Below are 23,200 nucleotides of genomic sequence, written 5' to 3'. Positions count from 1 at the left end.
ATTAAAACCATTTCTTGTCGTCAAAGCCTTTAACTATCGTGGTTAAAGGCTTTTTTATCTGTGTACTAACTTAATTGCTGACATTCTGTTTAATTAAATCAATCACGGTATTGTATCGATAAGGGAGCTTGCGGTTTCTTTTCTGGACTAAGTACAGCGTTTCTTCAACTTCTACTTTTGGCGGTACGACGTGCAATTTATCTCTTTCAGCAAAATGCTCCACAGCACCTGCCGGTAATACGGTAAAACCTAACCCTTTTGATACAGGCAGCAGTATCTGATGAAGTTGGTTGATGTAGCCTGATTTCGGTATCTCATTTATGTTGATGTTCGCGAGTTCTTTATCACCACACAGGTCAAAGTATAAAGAGAGGTAATGCGCAGAATCTGGGTGAGCTATCAGACCAATCTCGTGCAGGGTTTGTGGCGTTATCTCAAGGTCGGCATGGCTGTGGTGCACGATAAGGCACAAGGCTTCTTTGCCGATAACTTAGCTTTGGTAGTAGCTGTCGTTTGGTGAGTGTCTCACGATGCCGACATCGGTCTTGCCTTGTAGCAAGTCATTCCATATCTTCCTATTCGGGGCTGCCTCTAGATTAATGCTTAGGTCTGGGTATTTCTGCTGCAGTTCAAGAAGCTTGGGATATAAGCGCAAAGATAGTGAGCCTGAATAAGACAGGTGACACTGCCCAAAGTAAGGGGTATCAAAACTGAGCGACTCGAAAAGGTCTTCTTGGTCTTTCTCCAGTTTGAGTACATAGCGGTAAATAATCCGACCTTGCTCGGTCAGGTCGAAGCTCTTATTTTCGCGAGATAGCAGTTCACAGCCACATGCTTGTTCAAGTTTTTTGATGTGTTGGCTAACACCTGGTTGAGTCATGTACAACTTTTCAGCCGTTTGGGTGAAATGACCGACTTCTACCTGAGTCTTAAATGTGTTGAGCCAAAGTGGATTGATCATACTCGCCTCTTAATGCCGACTAACGGAAAATTATTATCTCCATTTATGATAATTGCAAATCCAGAAGGAATTGAAAATATAGGCAGAGATGTATTCGATATCGTGAAGATTCAAGAGAAGATTGCAGCAAAGCAATATATTGGTAGCAGGTGAGTTTCATTTTTTGTAACTAAGTGTTGAGACTTTGTTGGTAATTTGGTCTAGTGATCAGCCGCGCTCATATTTAGGAACGAAGATGAATAGAAATGTTTGGCTACTGTCACTGTGTCAAGCCTTATTAATGACAGGGAATATCTTACTGATTTCCGTGATTGGCTTGATAGGAAAACAGATTGCGCCCACTGCCAGTATGATTACTTTACCTGTCGCATTGCAGTTTTTGGGGTTGATGGCAGCCACCATTCCCGCTTCTTTGATTTCAGGTAAATTAGGCCGAAAGCGAGGCTTTAGTATCGGTAATCTCGTCGGAATTACGGGTGCGAGCCTAGCGACTTACGCGTTATTACAACAAAATTTCTATCTGTTCTGTTTTGCGACCTTTTTATTGGGTATTGGTATTGGCTTCGGAACACTTTATCGCTTCGCGGCTATTGAAGTATGTGATGAAAATGTACGACACCGTGCAATCTCGATTTCAATGGCTGGTGGTGTTCTTGCTGCGGTACTCGGGCCAAACTTAGCGATTATGTCTCAGCAATGGTCGCAAGATGGTCTGTACATTGGGGCTTTCGCTTCATTAATTGGCTTAAACATTTTAGCACTCGTTATCTTACAAACCATTCAATTCCCTAAAGTGTCGTTTAGCAACCAGACACCAAAATCTGATCCTTTGAGTGCAATCGTCAAGGCTCCGAATTTTGTCGGAGCCGTCTTTGCAGCAATGGTCGCCTATGCGGTGATGAACATTCTCATGACGGCTACACCATTGGCAATGATTGGCTGTGGTTTCGACTTTACCAAAGCGGCGGGTGTGATTGAGTGGCACGTATTGGGTATGTTTGTCCCTGCATTTTTTACTGGATCGCTCATCGAGAAATTTGGTTCGAGAATGATGATTTTGGCTGGCGGGATACTGTTTGTTTTTTGTATCGCTATCAACATCCATGGTGAGTCGATTTGGCACTTTAGAGGAGCTCTGGTTTTATTAGGGGTAGGCTGGAACTTCATGTTTATCGCGGCAACTGGTTTGTTCAGTCAATCTTATCAGCCCCAGAACAAAGCGAAGGCGCAAGCTTTCAATGAGTTTGTTGTATTTAGCTGTGTGACAGTGACTGCGTTGCTTTCTGGTTGGTTGGAATCGACAGCGGGTTGGCAAAACCTCAATATTTACGTACTACCTTTTGTGCTAGCCGTTATCTTATTATTTGCATTTAGCACACGTAAATCACGCATTCAAAATCAGCTAGTGTGACGAGTTGTCACCTGTTTGGTTGAGATTGTGCCCTTGAGCAGAATAGGCTCTCTGTATAGCTTGTTCAAAGCCGAGATAAATAAAAAGCCCTACCAATGACGGTAGGGCTTTTGCTTACGGCTTAAATAATAACGTTTTCTTAAAACTGCAGTCCTGACTCATGCCACAGACAACAGTACTTAAGTTGGTTTATCAGTACGCACGTTATTGTCTACGTACTTATTTCAATGATTTGAGCTAGAAGCGACTTATAGGTCGACCATAATGGTCTTAGTCGTGATCCCGCCTTGGTCATCGATGATTCTTAGCTTCACTTCATGCTTTTCGTATGAAGGGAAGATAGAAGTGAATGTACGACCTCGTTTCACTTTTCCATTTGGTAAAGTCCACTCTGTATCGACAATTCGACCATCACTGTCTGAGCTTGTTGACCACATGGTGACCCAACGACCTAAGTGAATGTACTTCGCACTTGCTTCAGGAAGCGCGTTTGGAACATCAACATTAACGATTGAGATAAACGATGCATTAGCACCTTTGTCGTCGACTACTGTTAAGCTGACGGTGTATTCGCCGGCTTCTTGGTATGTCCACGTTGGCGCGACTTCACTGCTTGTAACGCCGTTGCCGAAGTTCCATAGGTAGCTGATGATTTCGCCATCTTGATCCGAACTTAAGTTACGAGCTGAGACGCTCAATCCATCTGTATTGAGTTCGAAGTTCGCTTTTGGTGCAATGTTGTGTTGGCTTACTTTCGATAGACGTACCACACCATATTCGTTGTCAGCGCTCTGGTTAACAATGTCTACTACCAAACCAAATTTAGTCAAAATACGGCCTGAATCAGGAGCTTGTGGTGATGTGTAGTCTTGGTCATCAGAGAAGCTTGCTGTACCCAGTAGGCTTGTGTCCTGAAGCACATCATTGTCACTGTTCACAAGGCGCATTGGAGTATGGTCTTTCAGTGAGAAGGCAGCATCACGAACTTGATAGCGTGTTTGAGCGACTTTTCCGGAGTTTTGCCAAATCATGGCATTTTGGTCTGCATCGACTACACCCAACCAGCCTTCACCCGGGTGTTTGCCTACCCAGTTATCAGTGAGTGACTCATCGACATACCAAATGATAAGGCCTGGATCGAACGACATAAGTTGACCCATGCGCTTGATATTCGCCAGTCCTTTATCCACGTCCATATGACTACGCCATTGCAGTAGGTAGTATTGTTGAGCCTGATGGAAGCCATTGCTCAATTTGAAGCCATTAAGTGCAAAGCTAGTGTTATCTTCGCCGTCATCTATCGCAACCATGTCACCGTCAACAACAAGGCTAAGGTTGTCTAGGTAGAAACCTTCCATGGCTAAGCCGCCATCGGTGATGTACTCGAACGACAGCTCGATTTCTTGGCCTGCCCATTGAGAAACATCAAACTCAGCATCAATCCAACCATCAGACTCGCCACCAACTGCTGGAACTAGGCCTGTATTGTAGGGGTCATCCATAGATGTGATGTTGCCTGCGATGGCTTGTCCGTTCACAAGGACACGAGCAAAGTCATAGTCTTTCTCGATTTGGTACCAAGCTTTGAAGGAAAGTATTGCAGAGTCGCCAGCCGGGATTTCCAACTTACGACTCATGCTATTTTTCAGGTCGTCGCCTTTTTGAGAGTGGAACGAGTACTCACCCTCGAACGGTTTCAAACCTTCGATTTGTTTCTCTGGAAGGTCGACCTTAATCATGTTCGGACGGTCGTTATCTGTCGTCTGGAACAAGGTGTAAATTTGTGGATTGTCTTCCAGGTCATCAATTGAGATTTGATCATCGTTAATCCAGCGACCACCAATCGACTTTTGTAAGAAGTGTTTTGCCCACGAGCTGAATGCAGTCGGTTGTGTCCCCCCGATTTGACCAGCCCAACTGCCTGAAGACATAATTGACCAATAAGAGACTGGCTCACCTTTGCCTGTGTATTGCGTGTCGTACTCGTCTGGCAGACCTAAGTCATGGCCATATTCGTGCGCACAAACACCGGCTGCGGCATCTATCGGTTGAATCGTGTAATCAAATGCTGCGTACTGGCCATTAAAACGGTCTGGAAGCGAGCTCGAGGTGCCTTCTAGCACATGTGTGCGTCCAAGGTTGAATCGGTGAGACCAAATTGCATTAGGACCTAACACACCGCCACCGGCTTCTTCACCTACAGAGGCATGGAACACCATTAGGTGATCAATTACGCCATCTGGCTCACGGAAATTTCCGTCGCCATCGTAATCGTAACGATCTTCAATGTCGTAATTAGCAAGGTTGATACTAGGATCTTGAGCTAACTGGTCAAGGGCTTCACGAACCAGCTCTTGGGCGTTCAGATCATTGTCTGTGGTCGGGGAGTTACCACCATAGAAAGCGGCAGGTTTAGAAGCACGATACCAACCTGCTGCCTGACCAGCCACACTGTAACTGTCGCCCGATTCACTTTGATAATACTGGCGCATTGAGATCAAGTTTTCGCCATTTGGTCCAGTATAGCCTGTGTCTGAAAACAACAGCTCTTGGTAGTGTTCAGGATTGTAGCTCTCGTAGAGCATTTGGGTGTGCTCTTTGGTTAACCTGTTGTCATCCCAGTTTAAGTCGGGAAAGTCGACAAGCAGCGCGAGCACTTTGTCGGTACGCTTAGTACCGACTTCAAGTGCAAAAACACTCGCTTTTTTAACGCCGGATTCTTTTTCGATGGCCTTGAGAATCTTGGCTCTCAGCTCCATGGCTTTTTTGCCGAATTGAGCATCACCTTTAAAACCAGAGTTAAGCTTATTTTTTAGGTAACGGTCTAGTGCATCCTGCTTTACCGCGTCGGTTGCATCTTGGTCAACTAAGCCTTGTCTTACTAACATTTCTATTAACTTATCTTCATTAACAACACCAAGATCTATCGGTGTTTTGGCATAGCTACTGACGCTGAATAGAGTAAGCATTGCTGAAGCGAGCAATGTTTGTCTCATTATTTTCATTGTATTTCCTTTTTATTTTTCCATGTCGATGTTTGTATCAACTAGCCTTATTTGGATCGATTGTCCGATTTGGTTTTATACACTCTGTTGGTGTTTTATTTTCCTGACGTTTGTTTTCTATCTCGCTATATTTTTTTGAATTAAACTGGTGGCTCTTTTGGGCTTTTGCATTGAAATAGATACGCAAAGCCTCTTGGTTGTCCTCATAACTTAAGCCAGGACAAATAACGCCTCTTTCTATCAATGAATTAAGTAATGATTCATCATTCTCAATAGTGGAAGCCTGTGACAGTGAGGTAAATAAAAGAACCATTAAGGTCATTGTTTTCAGAGGCATAAATAGTAGAGCCATTAGCTTTTATTATGTAACAAAATATATTTATAAAATTAACCGATCAAATAAATATTCTTTACAAGTCATTGTCCGTTCCGTTTTCAACATTAAGAGTTAATATTGAAAAGGCCTTACTATTTATTTAATTGTCAGTTTTTTAAGCGTTTTTTGTGCATTTATAACTGATTAATTTAATATCAAATAACAACAGTGGAATAAGGGGTAATCAATGTATGCTAAGTGATATAAGGGGTGGGAGATAATGATATAGTTACGGACGTTATTGCGGTTTAATAAAGAGTGAATTTAATAATTGACCATTTGGTTAATTCGGCAATGTGAAATATTTTTACCAAAAATATCAGTATTTAGGTGAGTTATCAGGAATTGGTGAGTTTGAGAAGGGGGAGTGTTAACGAAATGCTATTGAAAATTATTTCTTCGACGGTTAAAAGAGCCTTGCAGTCGGCTCTTTTGTCATGCGTTTTAAGATGAAAGTTCTACGCTCATGATTGCGAAACATCCCGATAAAAGTAACGCTCACAAATCGTCGGATTCATGCGTTTAATGGCGTTTGATATCAAAGCAACGATGAGAATAGAGAACACGATCCTTCCCCAAAATATGGAGTAGAAATCGGCGCCAATCAGCAAGGTATCTTTAATTAAGCTGTGAAGTAGGTTGAGCAACATGATTGCGGTAAATTCATCTCTTGCGGAGATATGCTCTTTCTTTGCTTCATTTATCAATAGACCGCCACCAAATGAAAGGCCTAGTGTGATACCAATGATGGTTAGATTCGTAGAATCTTTGCTAATGCCTAGTAGTCTCAGAAATGGTCGCAACATGTTCATGAGCTTCTCTATACCAAGAACCTTCAGCGTTTTAAGTAACAGCAATAGGTCAGAGATGACCATGAATATCACTGCAAAGTTTTTCAGCTGTTCGATAGCCCAACCGATATTCAGTAGCCATGCCAGTACTAACCTGCCACCGACTCTCACCGCCTGCGTGTTTAAAGCGTGTAAAACGTTTGAGATAGGAGGAGGTAATCGTGTGCGATGTATCTATTATCAACCCTGAGCTTGCTGGTCATAAGATGACTTTGGTCGTGTCTGTCGAAATGGAGCGAGATAGGGGCGATATTTATCAAATTGTTAGCCATTCTATTTCGAAGGTTGCAGAAGTTACACAGTGTTATCAGATCTCAGGTATCTATAATTTTATGCTTATTGTGACTGTTAAAGACATCCAGGCCTACTAGGATTTCGTTGAGCGAGTACTACGCAAAGATCTTAACATTCGTAAGTTCCACACTTCAGCATCTATGAGAACGGTGAAATTCAGCACTGAAGTGAAGTTAGAAGAGTCATGATAAGAGAAGGAGAATCAACAGTAACTGACATATATGTGAGCCAACTAGCTTAAATTCGTATAAATAGCAGGTATTTACACAAAATGTGACGTTCACATTTTGTCATAAGTTTAATAGTTGTATATATTCCTCGCCTAAAATAATAATTAACAAAAGTTAATAACAATGATTGTCAGTTCATCTTCTCCATCTCGTGAAACGTTACTCAGCGAGCACGAACAACTTGTGTCAACGACGGACCTTAAAGGCGTGATTACTTACAGTAATGATGCTTTTTGTCGTATCGCAGAGTACAGCCAACAAGAATTGCTAGGGCAACACCACAATATTGTGAGGCATGATGATATGCCTAAGGCTGCTTTTGCCGATATGTGGTTGAGCCTTAAGCAAGGTAAAGCGTGGCGTGGTATCGTAAAAAACAAAACTAAATCCGGTGGTTTTTACTGGGTAGATGCTTATGTCACGCCAATTTACGATAATGGAAAGGTGAGTGGTTACCAATCTGTACGTGTAAAGCCTAAAAACGAATGGGTACAAGTTGCCGATAAAGCATACCAAGGTTTATTGAAGGCTGAAAAATCTGGTCGTCAATGGTCGCTGCAGTTAAGTGATAGTGTTCGTTATGCTGTGTTGCTGGGCTCGCTTGCTGCACCACTGATTTCAAACCTTGTCGAAGTAGGGCAAGTGTCCCAATGGCTTTTGAGCCTATTACCTGTTTCTGCTCTTGCGCTGTTGTTCCGCCAAGAACTCATCGATACTCCTCTACAGTTGAAAAAACTGCAATCAAAGTTCGACAGTGTGAGTCGCCTTGTTTATTCAGGAAACAGCAAGTTTTCTGTGGCTGATTTCCACTTAAAACTGTTGTCTGCTCGCATACGTACTGTACTAGGCCGAATGACAGATTCAGCGAAGCCATTACAAGATTTGGCTGATAACCTTAATGCTACGTCATTTGAAGTGTCTGAAGCGCTAGATCAGCAAACAAAAGACATTCTGCAAGTACATGAGGCTACCGAAGAGGTTGAATTAACGGCGAATGAAGTCTCGTCTCGTACAGAAGAAGCGCATCAGATTGTCGATGTGACTCTAGAGACGTGTGCTGGTGCTAAAGAGAGCATTAACCAAACTCACAGAAATCTTGAGAATCTAGCCTTACAAGCTGAGAAAGCGACACAAACTACTTACCAACTGAGCGATCAAGCGCAAAGTGTTAGTAAGATAATGGAAGAGATTGGTGGCATCGCGGAGCAAACCAACCTGCTGGCGCTCAACGCAGCAATAGAAGCGGCGAGAGCGGGTGAGCAAGGCCGAGGCTTTGCCGTAGTGGCTGATGAAGTACGTGCGCTGTCAGGGCGTACCTCGAACGCAACAGTACAAATAAAAGAGAGCATCGAAATCATGCTCATAACCATTGAAGGGTGGCAGAAAGATATTCTGGCGAACAAAGAGCAGACCGATGCGTGCGGTGATGTGGCTAAGGTGAGCGCAGAGCGTTTATCTGAAGTTGAAAACTTGATGCAATCTATGAACGAGTTGATGCAGTCGGTAGAAAACTCAGCCCATAAGCAACGCACACTGTCGAGTGAGGTGAATCTTCACATGCAATCTATCGCATCGACTGCAGAACAGAATTTAGTTGCTACTCATTCAGTAAAGGATCATTCGACAGAACTTAAAGGACAAGTAAACGAGTTCTATCAGTTAGCTAAACGTTTTGAAGAAAGGTAGCGACGAATTAAGTTTTAATATCTATTAAAAATGTCAAACTTGAATAAAATGTATCTTTAAGCCTCAGTATTTAGTGAGGCTTTTTGTTGACTGCTGTACAAGATAAACGTAATGAGCATGAAAGCGTAAAGAGAGTTCTTGTAAAAAACACTTGGCCATCGCCTCCTCATCCAGGGTGAGATCGACAACATTTCACCTGTATCCAACGCTTTTTCCGATGGTATCATGGTCTGCAAACTATCTCCCGTTATCTGCCGTAATGGTATGCACGTGCTCCTCATAAGGCATGAGTAGGTCTATAGTGTTTTTGGTGACGTCATCTGCCGACTTCGATGATAATTTCTTGACCACGTAAAATCGTGTTGTACGCTCTAAAATTGTCATTATGGCACCAGTGCCATGTTTAAAGAATGCGGTGTCAATTGCTCAATCACCAATCACTCCTTACAGTCGATGATGCTTGGCCTATCATCGATAGAAACAGCAATCTTGTTCGCCAGCGCTTTCTCTTTTCTACCGCGTCAATAACGCTTGTGATCTTACCTCGAGTGGTAATATAAATTGGCTCCCAAGCGTTTATCCCGCGCAACAAATCGGTAGATCTACTCATGGCTTAAAGCGGTACCGACTCTCGCTAATACTCTGGAAATATGCAATAGACTCCAATCCGCTTCGAAAAGGAGGCGGATAAAATCAACACGCTCATTTGGTATTCTGTATTTACACTCTGATGTGTGTTTTTGATTGAGAATACCTGAGCTTCGGTTGGACAATAATGACTAATTTTTTGCTGCCGCGGTTAAGCTCCCAATACACCACATAGCGATGGTACTGAACGGTTTTAGATATTTCAGAAACTGAAATTTACGGATCCAATAGAGCAGAAATATTGTATCTTTTTCCGTATATCAACTACTGATACTACATGGTAGTAATGCTGTTTATTTGGCGAAAAGAGCGTACTACTTTCATTAGTTTGTTTACTCTTATACAACTATCAATAAATGTCGCACTTATTATCAGAAATAGGGCGAAAATTATCTATTAGAGAGAAAAAAAACGAATACGTAATTCTCTTTTGCAGTGATTACAAACATAAATTGTTTTAATAAGAGCAGTCTATGTAGTCGATTACGGCGCAAGCGGCGCAAATATGGTTTTTGACAACAAGTCATAAAAACTACTCAAATTTAAAAAATTGGTTAAAAAGCTAAATTTTAATTACTGGTCTGCTTGAATAATGTGTTTCAAAATTTCGAGAAACAAGCTTGTATGAATTAATCTTAGTACTTAGATTAGCTTTATTTTCCAGTGATTAAAATTTAGATTGGTAGATAAGCCATGCAAATATTGATTGATGGTAACGAAAGCTTAACAAGTAAGAGTTTTTATAATTTGTATAGGGCATTTTTATTTGAATATACACTGATGGAGTCCATAACATTTGAAGATTAATAAAGTATACTTTGTAATCGCCCTTGATGCATTGCAAGTAAATGTAAGCTAAATTGGCTTAATGTTGCTTAATGTTGCTTAATTGATTGCTTGCTAGTTAGAGCTTAAGTTTATTTGACCTAAGAAAAGGAGTTAAGCAATGATGTTCAATAACGTTAAAAAGAAGCAAAAAGGTTATTCTTTACCACAAATGCTAACAGCAACCGCTGTTGGGGCTGTACTAACTGGTGTTGCGACAACCAATTACTGGTCAGCTGTTGACAAATCAAGAATTACTGCCGAAATCGAAACGGTCGATCGGATTTCAGAAGCTGTGAACGTCGTCCTCGCAAGTGATTCCGGTCGTACAACTTATTTAACGGATACCCACCGGAAGCTCCTGCAAGAATTAATCCCAGACACAGGAAGAGAAGTGACTTATGCGATTCGTAGTACATGGAAGGGTGCAGATGCAAATAATGGTAATCACCAGTATGCTTTATCTCTAGATCTGTATCCAAGATATACAGGTTCAAATGGTTATGAACTTGCAACAATAGAAGATACCGGTTTTGAACAAGTGGTTAAAGGTGATGACTATATATTAGCCGCCGATTTTGCAACATGGGATAGTGTCTTTCCGGCATTGCCAGGTGACAATCCTGATTCAAATGCAACATTTGCTGTCGCTATAAAGGGAGCTCCGGGTGATAAAAAAACCAGTGAATATGTTGTATTGAAAAAGGTTAGTGATGTTGTGAGTGTAGTAGATGGTGTTACTTTTGTTCAATCGGATTTTGATGATAATCTACTTTCTGGTCATAAACCTAGTACAATCGTTCCTAATCCAAGCGGTATGCAAAAAATTGCACTCCTGGGCAAAGCTCTTGATAGCAAAATCGATGGTGGAGACGGTGTTTCAGCTGGTAAAGTGCATTATGATGATAGTTGTAATGAAGAGGGTGCTGATAAATGTTATATACATATTTACCTAGTTGATAGAGGTCTGTCATATAACGAATCATTGGAAAGCGGTATGAACGAATGGCACGATCAGAAGTTTATTTCTCAATTTAAAAGTGAAGTGCCGCAAAGTGTGACCACAACGGCCGGTCAAAATCAGTCTACCGTTATCTTGGGTAGCAATGGCGATGGCTAATACAAAAATCTAATGCGCCCATATAATCCAAATTCCACAATGAAAAAAGGAAAAGGGTACTCGCTCCCACAGCTGCTAATTTCTGTTGTGATAACTACAATAATATCAGCAGTTATTAGCACTAACCTGTGGCCTGCTGTTGACAAAGCCAAGTTAGAGACACTGTCTAAATATATAGTCGATCTCTCAAACACAGTGTCAGCATATAGATACGAATCTTTTTCGGGCATAGAGGACTCAAACTTGGATGGCGACTATCTTGATGACGCCATTAAATTAAACATAGTAAAACCAATTCCAGTATCCGTGTTCAATGAATATTCGGAGCTAACCATCAAGGTGCACAGAGTTGTTGTTGATGGCTACCCCATGTTTTACTTGAGAATTAAAACAAGCAATGCTGTAGATGAACAAATGATAGTTAAAATTATATCAGAAAGTGGTTTGCGAAACTTTGCTAGTGAACGATGAAAAGTTAAATGATTTATTTACTAGCACAGTTTTAATGAAAGATTGAAATGAATTCTTCTTTGAAACTGTTTTGCAAGGTTATCTCATAATCGACGTAGGATATAGCATGTATTACACACCACAATTCGAGGGAAAAATAAAAGAAGGAAAACTAATTACTAAACAAGAGTATGAGATGTTAAAAGACATTTCAGAAATTGAAAAAAAAAACATCATTGATGTGTTGATTAAGTATGAAATTAAACCTGAAGAAGAAGTCATTGAGTATTTTATAAAGGAAAATGATTACTTTGTAGGTTTCGAAAGGAAGCCTGAACTTCAATTGACTGTCTCTAATGATTTATCAATTCAGACTTCTATGGCAAGAAACCAAATCATTTCAAGATTTGATAAAAACAAGGTCATAATATACACATCAAATGTCTATGACTTAGACGCACTTGAGAAAACAAGGCAATATTATAAAAACATTGGTTATATCAGCAAATTCTATGCCATCACAAGAATGCAACTTGAAAAACTGAGATTTAAAAAATACGACCTGAATGTTCAATTTAAAAATCAGATAAAAGAATTTTCAAAAAACGGAGAGGTCTTTAATGAAAGAATCAAAGAGGTTATATCATTAATTACAACATGGGCCATTCAAGATTCTGCCTCAGACATAATATTTAGAACCGAAAATAATGATAGTACATCTTGTGTATATTTTATAAAGAACAAAGTTAAGCAATATAGAGTTTCACTGAAAACAAGCTACATACAATCAATAATAAGGTCTATCCAGCTAGAATCGGGTATGGACGCTTCTGCTTTGTTTGGCCATCAAGATGGATCTTTGAATAAATCGATATTCAATGATGCTTATAATATTCAATTAAGGGTTAGTACGATTACTAATGTTCAAGGCCGTCAGATGGTAATTCGTGTTCTTAATAACAGCAACAAAACCAAACTCTCTAAACTGGGTTTTGATAATGCATCCGAAATTTCAATCATGAAAAGTATAGCTGGTAAAAAAGGTATTGTGTTAATTGTTGGTTCGACAGGTTCAGGCAAGACAACCACCTTGTATGCTATGCTGGATGAGTTCAACCCTAGAAGCAATAACATAATCACTATTGAAGATCCAGTTGAGATTAGGCGTAAGGATTTTAACCAAGTTCAGGTAAACGAACGGTCTGGTCAGACATTTGCAAAAACGATTAGGGCTTCCCTACGTCAAGCCCCTGATATTATTCTAATTGGTGAAATTCGTGATAGTGAGACGGCAGCAAGAGCGATAGAAGCTGCTAACACTGGTCATTTGGTGTTTTGTACGCTTCATACAAATAGTTTAAGCACAATAAATAACAGACTTATTGAACTTGGTGTGGACAATTTGAATTCCTTTAATAGTAACCTGACACTTGCCATATTTCAGGAGCTCGTAAATACTGGCAATGAATTGAAACTTGAATATGATATTAAAATAGGTTAGATGGTTTTATTCATGAAGATTGATAGAAATACTCTTGTTTTAATTCCTGATGGTTACAAATCTCACATAATAAAAAGACCAGATGGGATGTCTAAAAAGGAGTTAAACAGTTTAATAAGAAAGAAAATAGAAGAGTATGGCTTTTATGAAAAGCATTCAATTGTATACCTTAATGATAAAGAGTTGCAAATTATCGAGTTAGATTTGAGGTGCTCGGTAGATTTTACTGAAAATAGGAACTTGACCCCTGTTTTCAGTATTGGAAAAAAAATAGCTCAACAATATAGAGACTGTGTCTGTATCGTATACTTACACGCCTATTCTTGTGTCGTTACAATTAAAGACGGATTTTTGAGACAATATAATAAGGTTGGTGACAATGTTTATGATGCTGAGATCTATATAAAGAGGTTGATAAAGTTTAATCTGTCTAATAATGAGTCGTCTATCATACTATCGGACATTATGATTGAATCACTTGACATAGAAAAAATTAAGATAAACGATGAGCTACTTTTTATAAATAATAAGTATGAAAAATTGAAGTCATTTAGTAGAATATGTCAAGTAACGAATGCCTTAAACAAACAATTTGATCTAAATTTAATATTTTTCTTAGTTATTTCAATTTTTGCATCAGTCTCGGCTTACAATACATATATTATAAAAAATGAGCTTGAGATTAAAATAAGAAATTTTGAAAACTCAATCGATGGAAAATTATCTGATAGCGATAGGGTTTTACAAGGCCGACTAGAGAAAATAGATGAAGTAACCAAGTTAACTAAATTCGAAGTAAGTAAATTTCAGACTTCTGTAGGTGAGCTGAAATCAGCAATAGAGTTCAATAGTATTAATACGAAAAAAAACCACGAAAATTTGTTGGCTTTGTTCTTCAAGCAATTTGAAAATATATCAGACACAGATAAGTTAGATAGCAAGAAAAGTCTGAATGTTTATAACACAACTACTCGCGATCTTAAAATTGAGCTAAAGATGATCATTGATGATGTTGCAATTATTAAGGTACAACATAAAAATCAAACAAAGCTACTTAGGTTAGGTGTTGGTCATACAATTAAGTTCAATAGCTATCTAACATTAAAGCTCGAAAGCTTTGATATCCTTACGATAGATGATAAATCAACAGAACAAGTGTACAGAGTAGCAATATAAGATGAAACATATAACTAATAAATGCAGGTCCATACTATTAATATCTATAGTATCTTTGCTTTGTTCTGGTTGCTCCAACAGTGAGGTTTATCCAGATGACTATTTCGTTGACACAAAATTGATGTCAAAAAAAAATATGACAAGTGTGTTAAATGATGAATATTCGATTTTTAAAGATAATAATTTCCATAAAAATCGTTTTAGAATCACCTATAGGCTGCTTACGGAAAATAATGATCTGAATGAAATAAACACGGACACAAAAAATATTAATTTCGAGCTCAGGCAGTCTTCATTACAAGATGCAGTAGAATCCCTCTCGTTGATCCTTAATAAGGGTGTGGTTTATGAGCTAGTCGGAGATTCCGAAACACTTTTAGATAGCCAAGTGAGACACATAAAGCTGAATAATGACATAAAATCAGTAGTTAAAGCAATTGAAAAATCTCTGAATATAGATATAGAGATAAAAGATGGTATATTGACGGTAAGAGACTACATTAGACTTGAGGGAAAGTTTACCAATATAGAAAGCGATAATGTCAATGTGTACTCAAATGTAAAAAATAATTTGGGTAGTCTGCTCGGCGTAGATTCTAAAATTTTTATTGACGAGTTGACGGGTACTTTTAGTATAACAGCGAAACCAAACAGCATTAGAAGGTTTGGAAATATTATTGAAAAGATTATCAATGAATCGACTTCTTCAGCGTGGTTAAGAATGAAGATTTACAAGATGAATAATCAAGCTATAAAAGAAATGGGCGCTAATGCAACGGTGGTTATAGACGGTTTAACGGCTTTTGCAGGCTCAGACATCGGCGCCGCTGATAAAACGTTAAGTGCATCGTGGAACAAACTTTTTTCAGGAAACCCTGAATTGGGTACGGCTACATCCATTGACACAGCATTTTCAGCCCTTGAAAAGGTAAAGATATTAAACTCGGTAGCCTCACCGAGTATCAACATCTTTAATGGAATAACAAGTGAGATTAGTAATATTCGCCAGATAGGCTATTGGTTGCCCGGTGAGGTGACACGAGACTCGAGCACAAACAGTAATGTTAACTCTGTCACTCTACAGGAAGGTAGACCAGAATACCTTGAAGATGAAGCTGGTAGATACATAACGTTAACACCTAAAATTGATTATCTAAACAGAATAGTTCATTTGAATATCAATTATTCAAACAGTAGTGTTTATACAACAGACACGGTTAAATGGTCTCGTCAATTTTATGAACCTTCTCGTCCTGTGGATACCAATGTCGTTACTTTACAGAAACCCCTTAAATCTGTATCTAAATTCAATGCGCGAGTGATTTTATTCAATGGGAGTTACAGTTTAATCAGTGGGGATAAAAGTATGGATGTGGATGTTTTAGGTTCCGGCATGCCAAAAGAATTCAGTATTATGGATAAAACATTACTTGGAATGTCTAAAAATGAGCGTAACTTTTCTGATACTCTAATTGTTGCAAGAGTCGATTTTCCTAGTGAAGAAAGAGTCCAACATATCACAAAGGCTAAGTAACGGAACCCGTATGCATTTTCCAGCATTAATGATTTCACTTGTTATTATGGGCTTTATCTCATCTCAACAGTTGCAGATGTCTGATTATTATTTTGATACAATCAAAGTTCAAAAGGAAATTAACAATATCGAGCTAATTAGGACTTCGATCATAGAACACTATAACAGAACGGGAGGTTTTCCGTCCGAACTGGGTGAACTTAAAACACCATCGGTTGGTGTCAACAATAATTGGGGGAAAGATGAGTTTGATAATGACATGGTTTTGATATCATCTATGTCTGATCAGCTCATCAGCATCGAATACAATAGTGAGGTTGTTGAAAAAGATGTCGTGGTTGCCGTTATAAAAAAAGGCTTTAACGGTACTTTTGATAGCGTAACTTCAAACGTAAAAATTACCATTCTTGGTGATGATGAATACTACGCTTTTACTGATTATATGATACTTACTACCGATAGGTTCAAAACAAAGAATAAGATAAAAATTTGTCAATCAGCATTAGATGCCTATAATCAAATGCAAGTAAATCCAAAATTAACAGACGTCAGTCAACTTTATGACAATAATTTAGGCGTTAAGTTTATTGACCCAATAGACACCTACGACAGTTGGGGTAATAAATTTGTGGTTCAGAATAATGTGTGTGGTTCTGTAGGGGTTGACGGAGAACCAGGAGGTGATGATGATTTTACGTAAACTTCTTTTATCACTCTTTTTTATAACGTTCATTTCACATGCAGAACAGGCCGAATTTAATTTAGTGTTATACAAACATTCAAAGATAGAAATATCTAAGATAGAAGAAGCGATTAGCTTGAATAATCGTAATATCGATGGAGACACTCAAGACCCAGATATAATATTCTTTATCAAAAGTTTTTTTTTAAACCAGCTTGAGTTTGACCAGACCTCCCAGCTGGAAGTTGATGGTTCAATTTTATATAACGACTCAAGTCACCAGACATCAAACATCAGTCTAAATTGGGAAATTATAAAAGATAGTAATGATACAATTATTAAAAGAGGAAATATCAATTTTGAAAATTTGATTGGTGAGAGTGATTTTGAATTTAGTCCTTCTCTACCTTCGTTATCAGGAGATTATACACTTTCAGCTACTGCAGAAAATAATTCCGGTTTTGAAAGTAACACAGTAAGTATTCCATTTTATGTAAGTGGGAGTATAGACCCCAGATTGACTCTGAAATTAAACAAACTTTCGTTTGACCGGACCTCCCAGATCGTAGTTAATGGTTCAATTTTATATATCGACTCAAGTTACCAGCCATCAAAAACGAGACTAAATTGGAAGATTATAAAAGATAGTAATGGTACAACTATTCAAAGCGGTAATATCAATTTTAAAAATCTGATGGGTGAGGAAAATTTTGAATTTACTCCTTCATTACCTCCGCTATTAGGAAATTATACTCTTTCAGTTATTGCAGAAAATAACTCAGGTGTCGTAATTGACACAGAAAATATTTCGTTTTATGTAAGTGAGAGTAAAAAATCCCAATTGAGTCTGCGTTTCTCAGCATGGAGCGATGTGTATGCAGTTATTAAATTGTCCCCTCCTGATCCCGATCTCGACTTTTGCCGAGCGCAATACACGTTAGATGAACAATGGAGTGGATATTATGATTTAACTTGGACACGTGGATTTTGTGATAGTGAGACACAGACATTGAATTTTACAGCAAGATTCCGTGGCCAACACGGTGGTAGATATACGATAAGTGGCACCGCATCGGTTGGTAAATATTCTGCTAAGGCTGAGAGTACTTCAATAAGAATCAGGTAACTAAAATGGCTTCATAGCAATTTAAAAAATTCACTATCTCCATTAATAGTGATAATGAATTTTATTATAACTTATCTTTAATTCATTCCTTAACTTGATATTAGATATATCATGTTAAGGAATTGAATGATATTGTTAAATAGTGTGATATTTAATAATTTTTACCAATAGTTGGTACCTTAAATGAAAGAGAATTTATTTAAATACAAAGCAATATCGGACTTCGATAACAAAATCACCGGCTCTGTTTTCGCTAATTCTAAAGAGTCAGCAATCCAGAAAATAGAATCAAAAGGGTATGTATTATTAAATATAAGGAAAGATTATTCTTTATCTTTTAGCAATAATCTTTCGTTATCAGACAGCATGAAATTTACTGAAGAGGTGTTCGCCTATGTTACTTATGGTCTAGCATTTGGTGAGGCCTTACAGTATGTATCAGATGATGAAAGATTGAGCACGGGAATAAGGTATTCTGCATCGCTAGGGGCTTCTCTTTTATCTAAAGGCAACGATATTTCTGTTGCTTTATTTAAAGCCGGTGTTAATAAAAGATTGGCATCAGCAATATCAGCAGCAATGTATTCGGGAAGATTAGAACAAATGCTGCCGGAAATTATAAAACAATATAAAACAATACGTAAGATCAGAGGGCAATGGATATCGCTTTCTATTTATCCGTTCATGATGTTGATTATTTTAAGTATCACAATGGCTGTGATGATAGGGTATCTATCTCCCCTACAGAAAAAAGTCATGTTAAATATCAGTGGTAATAATTATGACAACATACCGGAAAGGAGTAAGATGGTATTCCACTTTGTTGAGAATTTCACTACTTATATTGTGGAATATGTTCCACTTTTATTGATTGTAAGTCTTTGTTGCCACAAGTTGTGCTTGGCAAAATTACACAGTTATGGCGTTTTTACACGGATGATTTGGTATAAATTACCATATAGTGGCTCTTTAATTTATAAACTTGAAGTCGCTTCTTTAATAAAAAATATTCATATTTCACTTAGTTGTGGGTTATCAGAGGCAGAGGCTATCAGTTTGGTTTATGAGCAAACTACGGACAAATTTTTATTAAAAAAGTTATCCATTTTTAAAGACACAGTACAAAATAGTTATATGACTATCGGTGATGCGTTTGAACAAGCTCAGCTTTTAAAAGGTATACATGTTGCTATATTAAGGAGCGAAAAAGGCGGTAGAGACTCGTTAATAAAGTGTTTATACAATATAGGTACAAGCATTGAATCATCTGTTGTGGAACAACTGAAGACCTTCGCAGGCTTCAGCGGGCTTATTGGTGATCTTATGATTTATATTTTTGCTACACCAGTAATACTGTCTATTGTTATTCCTCAATTTGATGGAATATTAATGGCTATATCCAAGTTTTGATAGACTTCGCTACGAGAATTGATGGAACTCAATCCAAAGCTTACGGTCTGGTTTGCTACATTCAATTAAGTTTGTCGGCTGATGTTGAAACCTTTCTATAAAACAACTAACTAGAAATAGTAAAATAGAGCCTGAATATACCGCGTCTCTTCTAGCTTTTGGGGTGATGAGGAACGATAAGCTAGTGGAAGTAATGCATCCAAAACAATTGTGGTACGTCTCGTTTTCCAGTCATTTATCAATCACAACTGTTTTGATGGTAAAGCGTATTTTCCAACGCCGGTTCACGCTTTGTTGGGTTTATGGGGCTGTTTTTAACCTGTTGACCTCCAATTCCGCTGCCAACATTACAGTTCTATTTGTCATCGAGCCGAAGACGTAGATGTAAGTTTAAAAACGAAAACCCAAGGATCGATTCAGCATCTTGTTATTTATGAGTCAGGTCTCAGGTTTGATGATGAGGACAACTGGAAAGGAAGTGGTGCTTAAATTTGTTGAATTTTTCCAAGAGCTGCTATTTGATCCTCAGTGATGATTAGAACGATAGTGACATGGGCAAAGTACAAATCACACGATTTAGCGGGCGAAATACAACATGGCTCTGTTTAAACGTGGTTTGATTAATTTCTGAATCTATGACGCAGCCATAGATGTATGAAAATGCAAAAGCCATCATGGCATGTATGGTAAAGGCTTTCGATACTCTTATGCAGTGATTCGAAACGCCTTGATGATCAAGTCCCTCTCTCTTTGCCTTTCCATACTTTTTAAGGCTTTATCGATTTATTCGATGTTCCACTGATATCACCTGATTCCCCCTGTATTCGTCAACGTTTAAAGTGTGCTATGGAATCAAGTGTCACAATTTCATAATTAATACCATCTCTGCACCATTGGTGTTGTGATTAATTAGTGCCGTACCATTTAGATATTTAACTAATTCGTGAATTAAAATAAGTCCAAAACCAAACCCATCTTTTGTTAAACCATCCATATTGAGTAGGCCATTATTAAATCTTTCAACTAATTTTTTATCATATTTAGGTCCATCATTAATAATTCTGACAATGTCAAACCTTGGATATGATTGAAGTCGAATGTGGACACTAGATTCTGCATAACGGCAAGCATTGCTTAAGATATTCAATAAAAGAGTGGTTACTAACTTCACATCAGTATGGATCAATTTGTTTGTGCCTGTATAAGTAAAACACATCTTTTTATCTAACGATTCAACAACTGGAGTCAATATTTCTTGAAAGTTTACTTGCTGACGCTCTAACGCAAGTTCTCGATTGAAAACTTTCAATAGATGAAGAGAAGATTCGCATAATCGATTCAAGCTATTTACCTGTATGTCGAGTCGATCAAGTAAAAATGGTGTAGATTTTCTCTCTTCGACCAACATGTCACATGTAAGTTGAATTGCGGAAAGCGGCGTTCTGATATCATGTGGCAGTGAAGCAAAAACTAGCTTTTGCTGAGTAATAGAGGACCTAATCTCTCGCGCCATATTGAGTTGATTTTGTATGAGTGTTGCGACTTCGATTGGGCCATCAACTTCTATTTTAGCTAGAAAGTTTCCCTTCGCGTATTGAGTTGAAAGCCAATGTAAAGACTGGATATTGTTAGTCCATGTGCGGAGGTTATACAATAAGATGGTAACACTAAACACAACTTGAATAATACCTTCGAACAAACTGAGCCAATATAGCTTTCGATTGATTGGTTCATGTTCGAAAGCATCTTCATTGAAGACTGCGCTCAACTTCCCTTCATGATAGTCAACAGTGAGTGAAAAGACTTCTGAGTCATCATCAGCATTAACTATAGTCGGTTTCACATTATCGGCATGGCATTGCAAACTCCAAACTGGTTCAGCACTTGAACTCGTTCTTTTATCCGCGAGGAAACCGTCTACTACCATCTCGACTCTATGTCTATTGGCTTGATTTTCAAGCTCTTCCCTGTAACTGCTAAGAAAAATTACTGAAAATAAATTACTCGCTATAAAGCCTAACAAAAGTGAGCTAATAATCTGAATAACAAAAGTTTTCATTTAACTAGAATCCTATGACTTAGGAAGAAACCCTTTGCACGATGATTTTTGATTAACTCTAAATCTGGCCATTGATTGGAGAGTCTTTTTCTCAATGATGAAATGCGCATATAAACCGACCGATCATCCACTGGACATTCAAAACCATGAATGTCGTAGAAAATGTCTCTAATCGGTTTAGGGAAGTCATTTTTCGTCAGTGACATCAAAACCTCGATGTCTGATGGTAATAGTTTCATTTCAATATTTTTATGAACCAAACACTGTTTTTTGAGATACATGGTTACCTCTTGCTCCAATGGCGCTAAGACAACGGTTGTAGATTGAGTATAAGTATCCTCGAGAGAGCTCGCGGATAACTGCCTTTTTATCCTCTCTCTCAGAGCCGCTGTGCGGATTGGTTTAGTGATATAATCGTTTGCACCGAGTGATAAGGCATTGGTCTCAGTTAACTCATTATCATTCGCCGTCATAACAATAACAGGGAGCATTTCACCTTTTGACCTTAGATCAGATAAGATATTCAGGCCATTCTCATTTGGAAGCTGTATATCTAACAACACTAGAGAAGGGCGAGTTTCAAGGATGGTGTTAAGAGCCCCTTCACCAGTAGAAAGTGTGAGTACATTATAACCTTCTATATCTGCTAAAAAATAGACTAGCATATCTTTTAACTGCTGATCATCTTCGATAATAAGTATTTTTCCCATAGCATTTAATTTTCTCATTTTATTCATTTTCTCAGTTATGATTATAGTAAATTTATTAATGTACACATGTCTATTTTTGTAATTAACTTTACTTAAATATTTATACTGTGATTTTGAAGCATATTTTAAGATTTATCAATAAGAAAGCAGGTGATCTTGGTCTTGCTTAAAGTGCCTTACATTTGCTTGGTGTTTTAGAGGGCTGTCTTGATGAATTATGAAGTATATCAAATTCAATGAGCATACAGAATGGCAAACTTCTCGACTACAATATCCGGAAATGATGTTAATTTTGATTTCCTTTTTCAACCAATTGTAAACCAACAAAGTTTAAAAGTTATTGGTTTTGAATGCTTAAGTAATGTAGATGTTAGCTTATTATCCATGTCAAAAGAGAATTTGTTTGAAAGTATGCCGAAAAACTCTTTGAAGAAGTTAATAGAGCTCCAACTCAATGAATTAGATAAGTTAGAAAGTTGCGATATGTTTTTCTCAATCAATATTCCAGCTTCACTTGTTATTGATAACGAATTCTTTGGAAGACTAATTCAAGGTGTTACCTATAAGTTAGCATTTGAGATTACTGATTTTGATATTTCAAAGTCACAAATTCCATTGTTGAAAAAACAGGTAGAAAAATATCAAGAGTCACTATCATTGTCATTTTGGTTAGATGACTTCATTCCGAATAGTATGTTTATAGATATTTGTCATTTAATCCCTTGGGATATCATAAAGTTCGACAAATCAGTTATTAATGATCTCACTCAGTTTCATAAAGCACTTAGCATTTTCAATTCGATTAAAAAAGACAATACGACTGGAATCATAGTAGAGGGTATAGAAGATAACCATCAGCATCTCACTCTGAATGGACTCGGTACCTTAGCTCAAGGCTTCTTATACGGTAGGCCTAAGAATATACGATCTTATATTTAAGGTCGAATCATTGTAATTAAATTTTTTCATCTAAGAGAACTCTATATAAGGAAAGCATAATGTCAATATTTCAGGACAATTCTCAATCTATTGGAAATACACCTTTGGTTCGTCTAAACCGAGTCTCAAAAGGACGTATATTGGCGAAAATTGAATCGCGTAACCCGAGCTTTAGTGTAAAGTGTCGACGTTCATTGCATCTCAAT

General features: G+C 38.0%; 17 protein-coding genes and 2 pseudogenes. 13 read left to right on the top strand and 6 right to left on the bottom strand.

Going from position 1 to position 23,200, the window contains the following annotated elements; all coding sequences use genetic code 11:
• Window positions 1-70: 70 nt before the first annotated feature.
• Window positions 71-961 (bottom strand): annotated as a pseudogene (locus ACTRWI_RS11690) (LysR family transcriptional regulator).
• A gap of 235 nt (window positions 962-1,196) precedes the next feature.
• Here ACTRWI_RS11690 and ACTRWI_RS11685 point away from each other — a divergent pair.
• Window positions 1,197-2,372 carry an MFS transporter gene (locus ACTRWI_RS11685; RefSeq protein ID WP_499131553.1) on the top strand — a complete coding sequence of 392 codons (1,176 nt, stop codon included), beginning with the start codon at window positions 1,197-1,199 and terminating at the stop codon, window positions 2,370-2,372.
• Window positions 2,373-2,620: 248 nt separating this feature from the next.
• Here ACTRWI_RS11685 and ACTRWI_RS11680 read toward each other — a convergent pair whose 3' ends face one another.
• From ACTRWI_RS11680 to ACTRWI_RS11670, 3 genes are all read right to left on the bottom strand, one after another.
• Window positions 2,621-5,377, bottom strand: coding sequence for an immune inhibitor A domain-containing protein (locus tag ACTRWI_RS11680; protein WP_499131551.1), 2,757 nt, complete (start codon window positions 5,375-5,377; stop codon window positions 2,621-2,623).
• Window positions 5,378-5,414: 37 nt separating this feature from the next.
• Entirely contained in the window at window positions 5,415-5,714 is a 300-nt protein-coding gene (locus tag ACTRWI_RS11675) for a hypothetical protein (protein WP_499131549.1), read from the bottom strand.
• Window positions 5,715-6,217: 503 nt separating this feature from the next.
• Window positions 6,218-6,715 carry a hypothetical protein gene (locus tag ACTRWI_RS11670; RefSeq protein ID WP_499131546.1) on the bottom strand — a complete coding sequence of 166 codons (498 nt, stop codon included), beginning with the start codon at window positions 6,713-6,715 and terminating at the stop codon, window positions 6,218-6,220.
• 50 nt (window positions 6,716-6,765) lie between these two features.
• Between ACTRWI_RS11670 and ACTRWI_RS11665 the strand changes: the two genes are divergently transcribed.
• The 10 genes from ACTRWI_RS11665 to ACTRWI_RS11620 all read left to right on the top strand — a co-directional run bounded on the left by ACTRWI_RS11665 (window position 6,766) and on the right by ACTRWI_RS11620 (window position 19,286).
• Window positions 6,766-6,975: an Lrp/AsnC ligand binding domain-containing protein gene (locus ACTRWI_RS11665; RefSeq protein WP_499131544.1), complete on the top strand. Its 210-nt coding sequence runs from the start codon at window positions 6,766-6,768 to the stop codon at window positions 6,973-6,975.
• A 276-nt stretch (window positions 6,976-7,251) separates the two neighbouring features.
• Window positions 7,252-8,814, top strand: a complete 1,563-nt coding sequence (locus tag ACTRWI_RS11660) for a methyl-accepting chemotaxis protein (protein WP_499131542.1) — start codon at window positions 7,252-7,254, stop codon at window positions 8,812-8,814.
• A gap of 1,594 nt (window positions 8,815-10,408) precedes the next feature.
• On the top strand, window positions 10,409-11,407 hold the full coding sequence (locus ACTRWI_RS11655; protein WP_499131540.1) for a pilus assembly FimT family protein: 999 nt from the start codon (window positions 10,409-10,411) through the stop codon (window positions 11,405-11,407).
• Between the two features lie 39 nt (window positions 11,408-11,446).
• Window positions 11,447-11,878, top strand: coding sequence for a hypothetical protein (locus tag ACTRWI_RS11650; protein ID WP_499131538.1), 432 nt, complete (start codon window positions 11,447-11,449; stop codon window positions 11,876-11,878).
• Window positions 11,879-11,984: 106 nt separating this feature from the next.
• A complete protein-coding gene (locus tag ACTRWI_RS11645) occupies window positions 11,985-13,358 on the top strand; it encodes a GspE/PulE family protein (protein WP_499131537.1) in 1,374 nt (457 codons plus the stop codon).
• A gap of 12 nt (window positions 13,359-13,370) precedes the next feature.
• On the top strand, window positions 13,371-14,534 hold the full coding sequence (locus ACTRWI_RS11640) for a hypothetical protein (protein WP_499131535.1): 1,164 nt from the start codon (window positions 13,371-13,373) through the stop codon (window positions 14,532-14,534).
• A 1-nt stretch (window position 14,535) separates the two neighbouring features.
• The gene (locus ACTRWI_RS11635; protein ID WP_499131534.1) at window positions 14,536-16,068 is read left to right on the top strand and encodes a hypothetical protein; all 1,533 of its coding nucleotides are present in this window, start codon (window positions 14,536-14,538) and stop codon (window positions 16,066-16,068) included.
• Window positions 16,069-16,078: 10 nt separating this feature from the next.
• On the top strand, window positions 16,079-16,768 hold the full coding sequence (locus tag ACTRWI_RS11630; RefSeq protein ID WP_499131532.1) for a type II secretion system protein: 690 nt from the start codon (window positions 16,079-16,081) through the stop codon (window positions 16,766-16,768).
• Window positions 16,752-17,876, top strand: coding sequence for a hypothetical protein (locus ACTRWI_RS11625; RefSeq protein WP_499131530.1), 1,125 nt, complete (start codon window positions 16,752-16,754; stop codon window positions 17,874-17,876). The genes ACTRWI_RS11630 and ACTRWI_RS11625 overlap by 17 nt, the downstream gene beginning before the upstream one ends.
• A gap of 183 nt (window positions 17,877-18,059) precedes the next feature.
• Window positions 18,060-19,286, top strand: coding sequence for a type II secretion system F family protein (locus ACTRWI_RS11620; protein ID WP_499131528.1), 1,227 nt, complete (start codon window positions 18,060-18,062; stop codon window positions 19,284-19,286).
• Window positions 19,287-20,145: 859 nt separating this feature from the next.
• Here the strand turns inward: ACTRWI_RS11620 and ACTRWI_RS11615 are convergent.
• Both ACTRWI_RS11615 and ACTRWI_RS11610 read right to left on the bottom strand, forming a co-directional pair.
• Complete coding sequence (locus tag ACTRWI_RS11615; protein ID WP_499131526.1) at window positions 20,146-21,345, bottom strand: sensor histidine kinase; 1,200 nt, start codon at window positions 21,343-21,345, stop codon at window positions 20,146-20,148.
• Window positions 21,342-22,073 (bottom strand): response regulator transcription factor, encoded by a 732-nt coding sequence (locus tag ACTRWI_RS11610; protein ID WP_499131525.1) that lies wholly within the window; start codon window positions 22,071-22,073, stop codon window positions 21,342-21,344. The genes ACTRWI_RS11615 and ACTRWI_RS11610 overlap by 4 nt, the downstream gene beginning before the upstream one ends.
• 231 nt (window positions 22,074-22,304) lie before the next feature.
• Here ACTRWI_RS11610 and ACTRWI_RS11605 point away from each other — a divergent pair, with 231 nt between their 5' ends.
• Together ACTRWI_RS11605 and ACTRWI_RS11600 are read left to right on the top strand one after the other, a co-directional pair.
• Window positions 22,305-22,994, top strand: a complete 690-nt coding sequence (locus tag ACTRWI_RS11605; RefSeq protein WP_499131523.1) for an EAL domain-containing protein — start codon at window positions 22,305-22,307, stop codon at window positions 22,992-22,994.
• A gap of 56 nt (window positions 22,995-23,050) precedes the next feature.
• A pseudogene (locus tag ACTRWI_RS11600) lies at window positions 23,051-23,182 on the top strand (cysteine synthase A); the annotation flags it as partial.
• Between the last annotated feature and the right edge of the window lie 18 nt (window positions 23,183-23,200).

The sequence above is a fragment of the Pseudoalteromonas sp. G5_S1_14_S5 genome, from assembly GCF_054968605.1.
The sequence above is the reverse complement of the archived record's forward strand: the minus strand, read 5'-3'. Positions and strand labels throughout refer to the sequence as shown.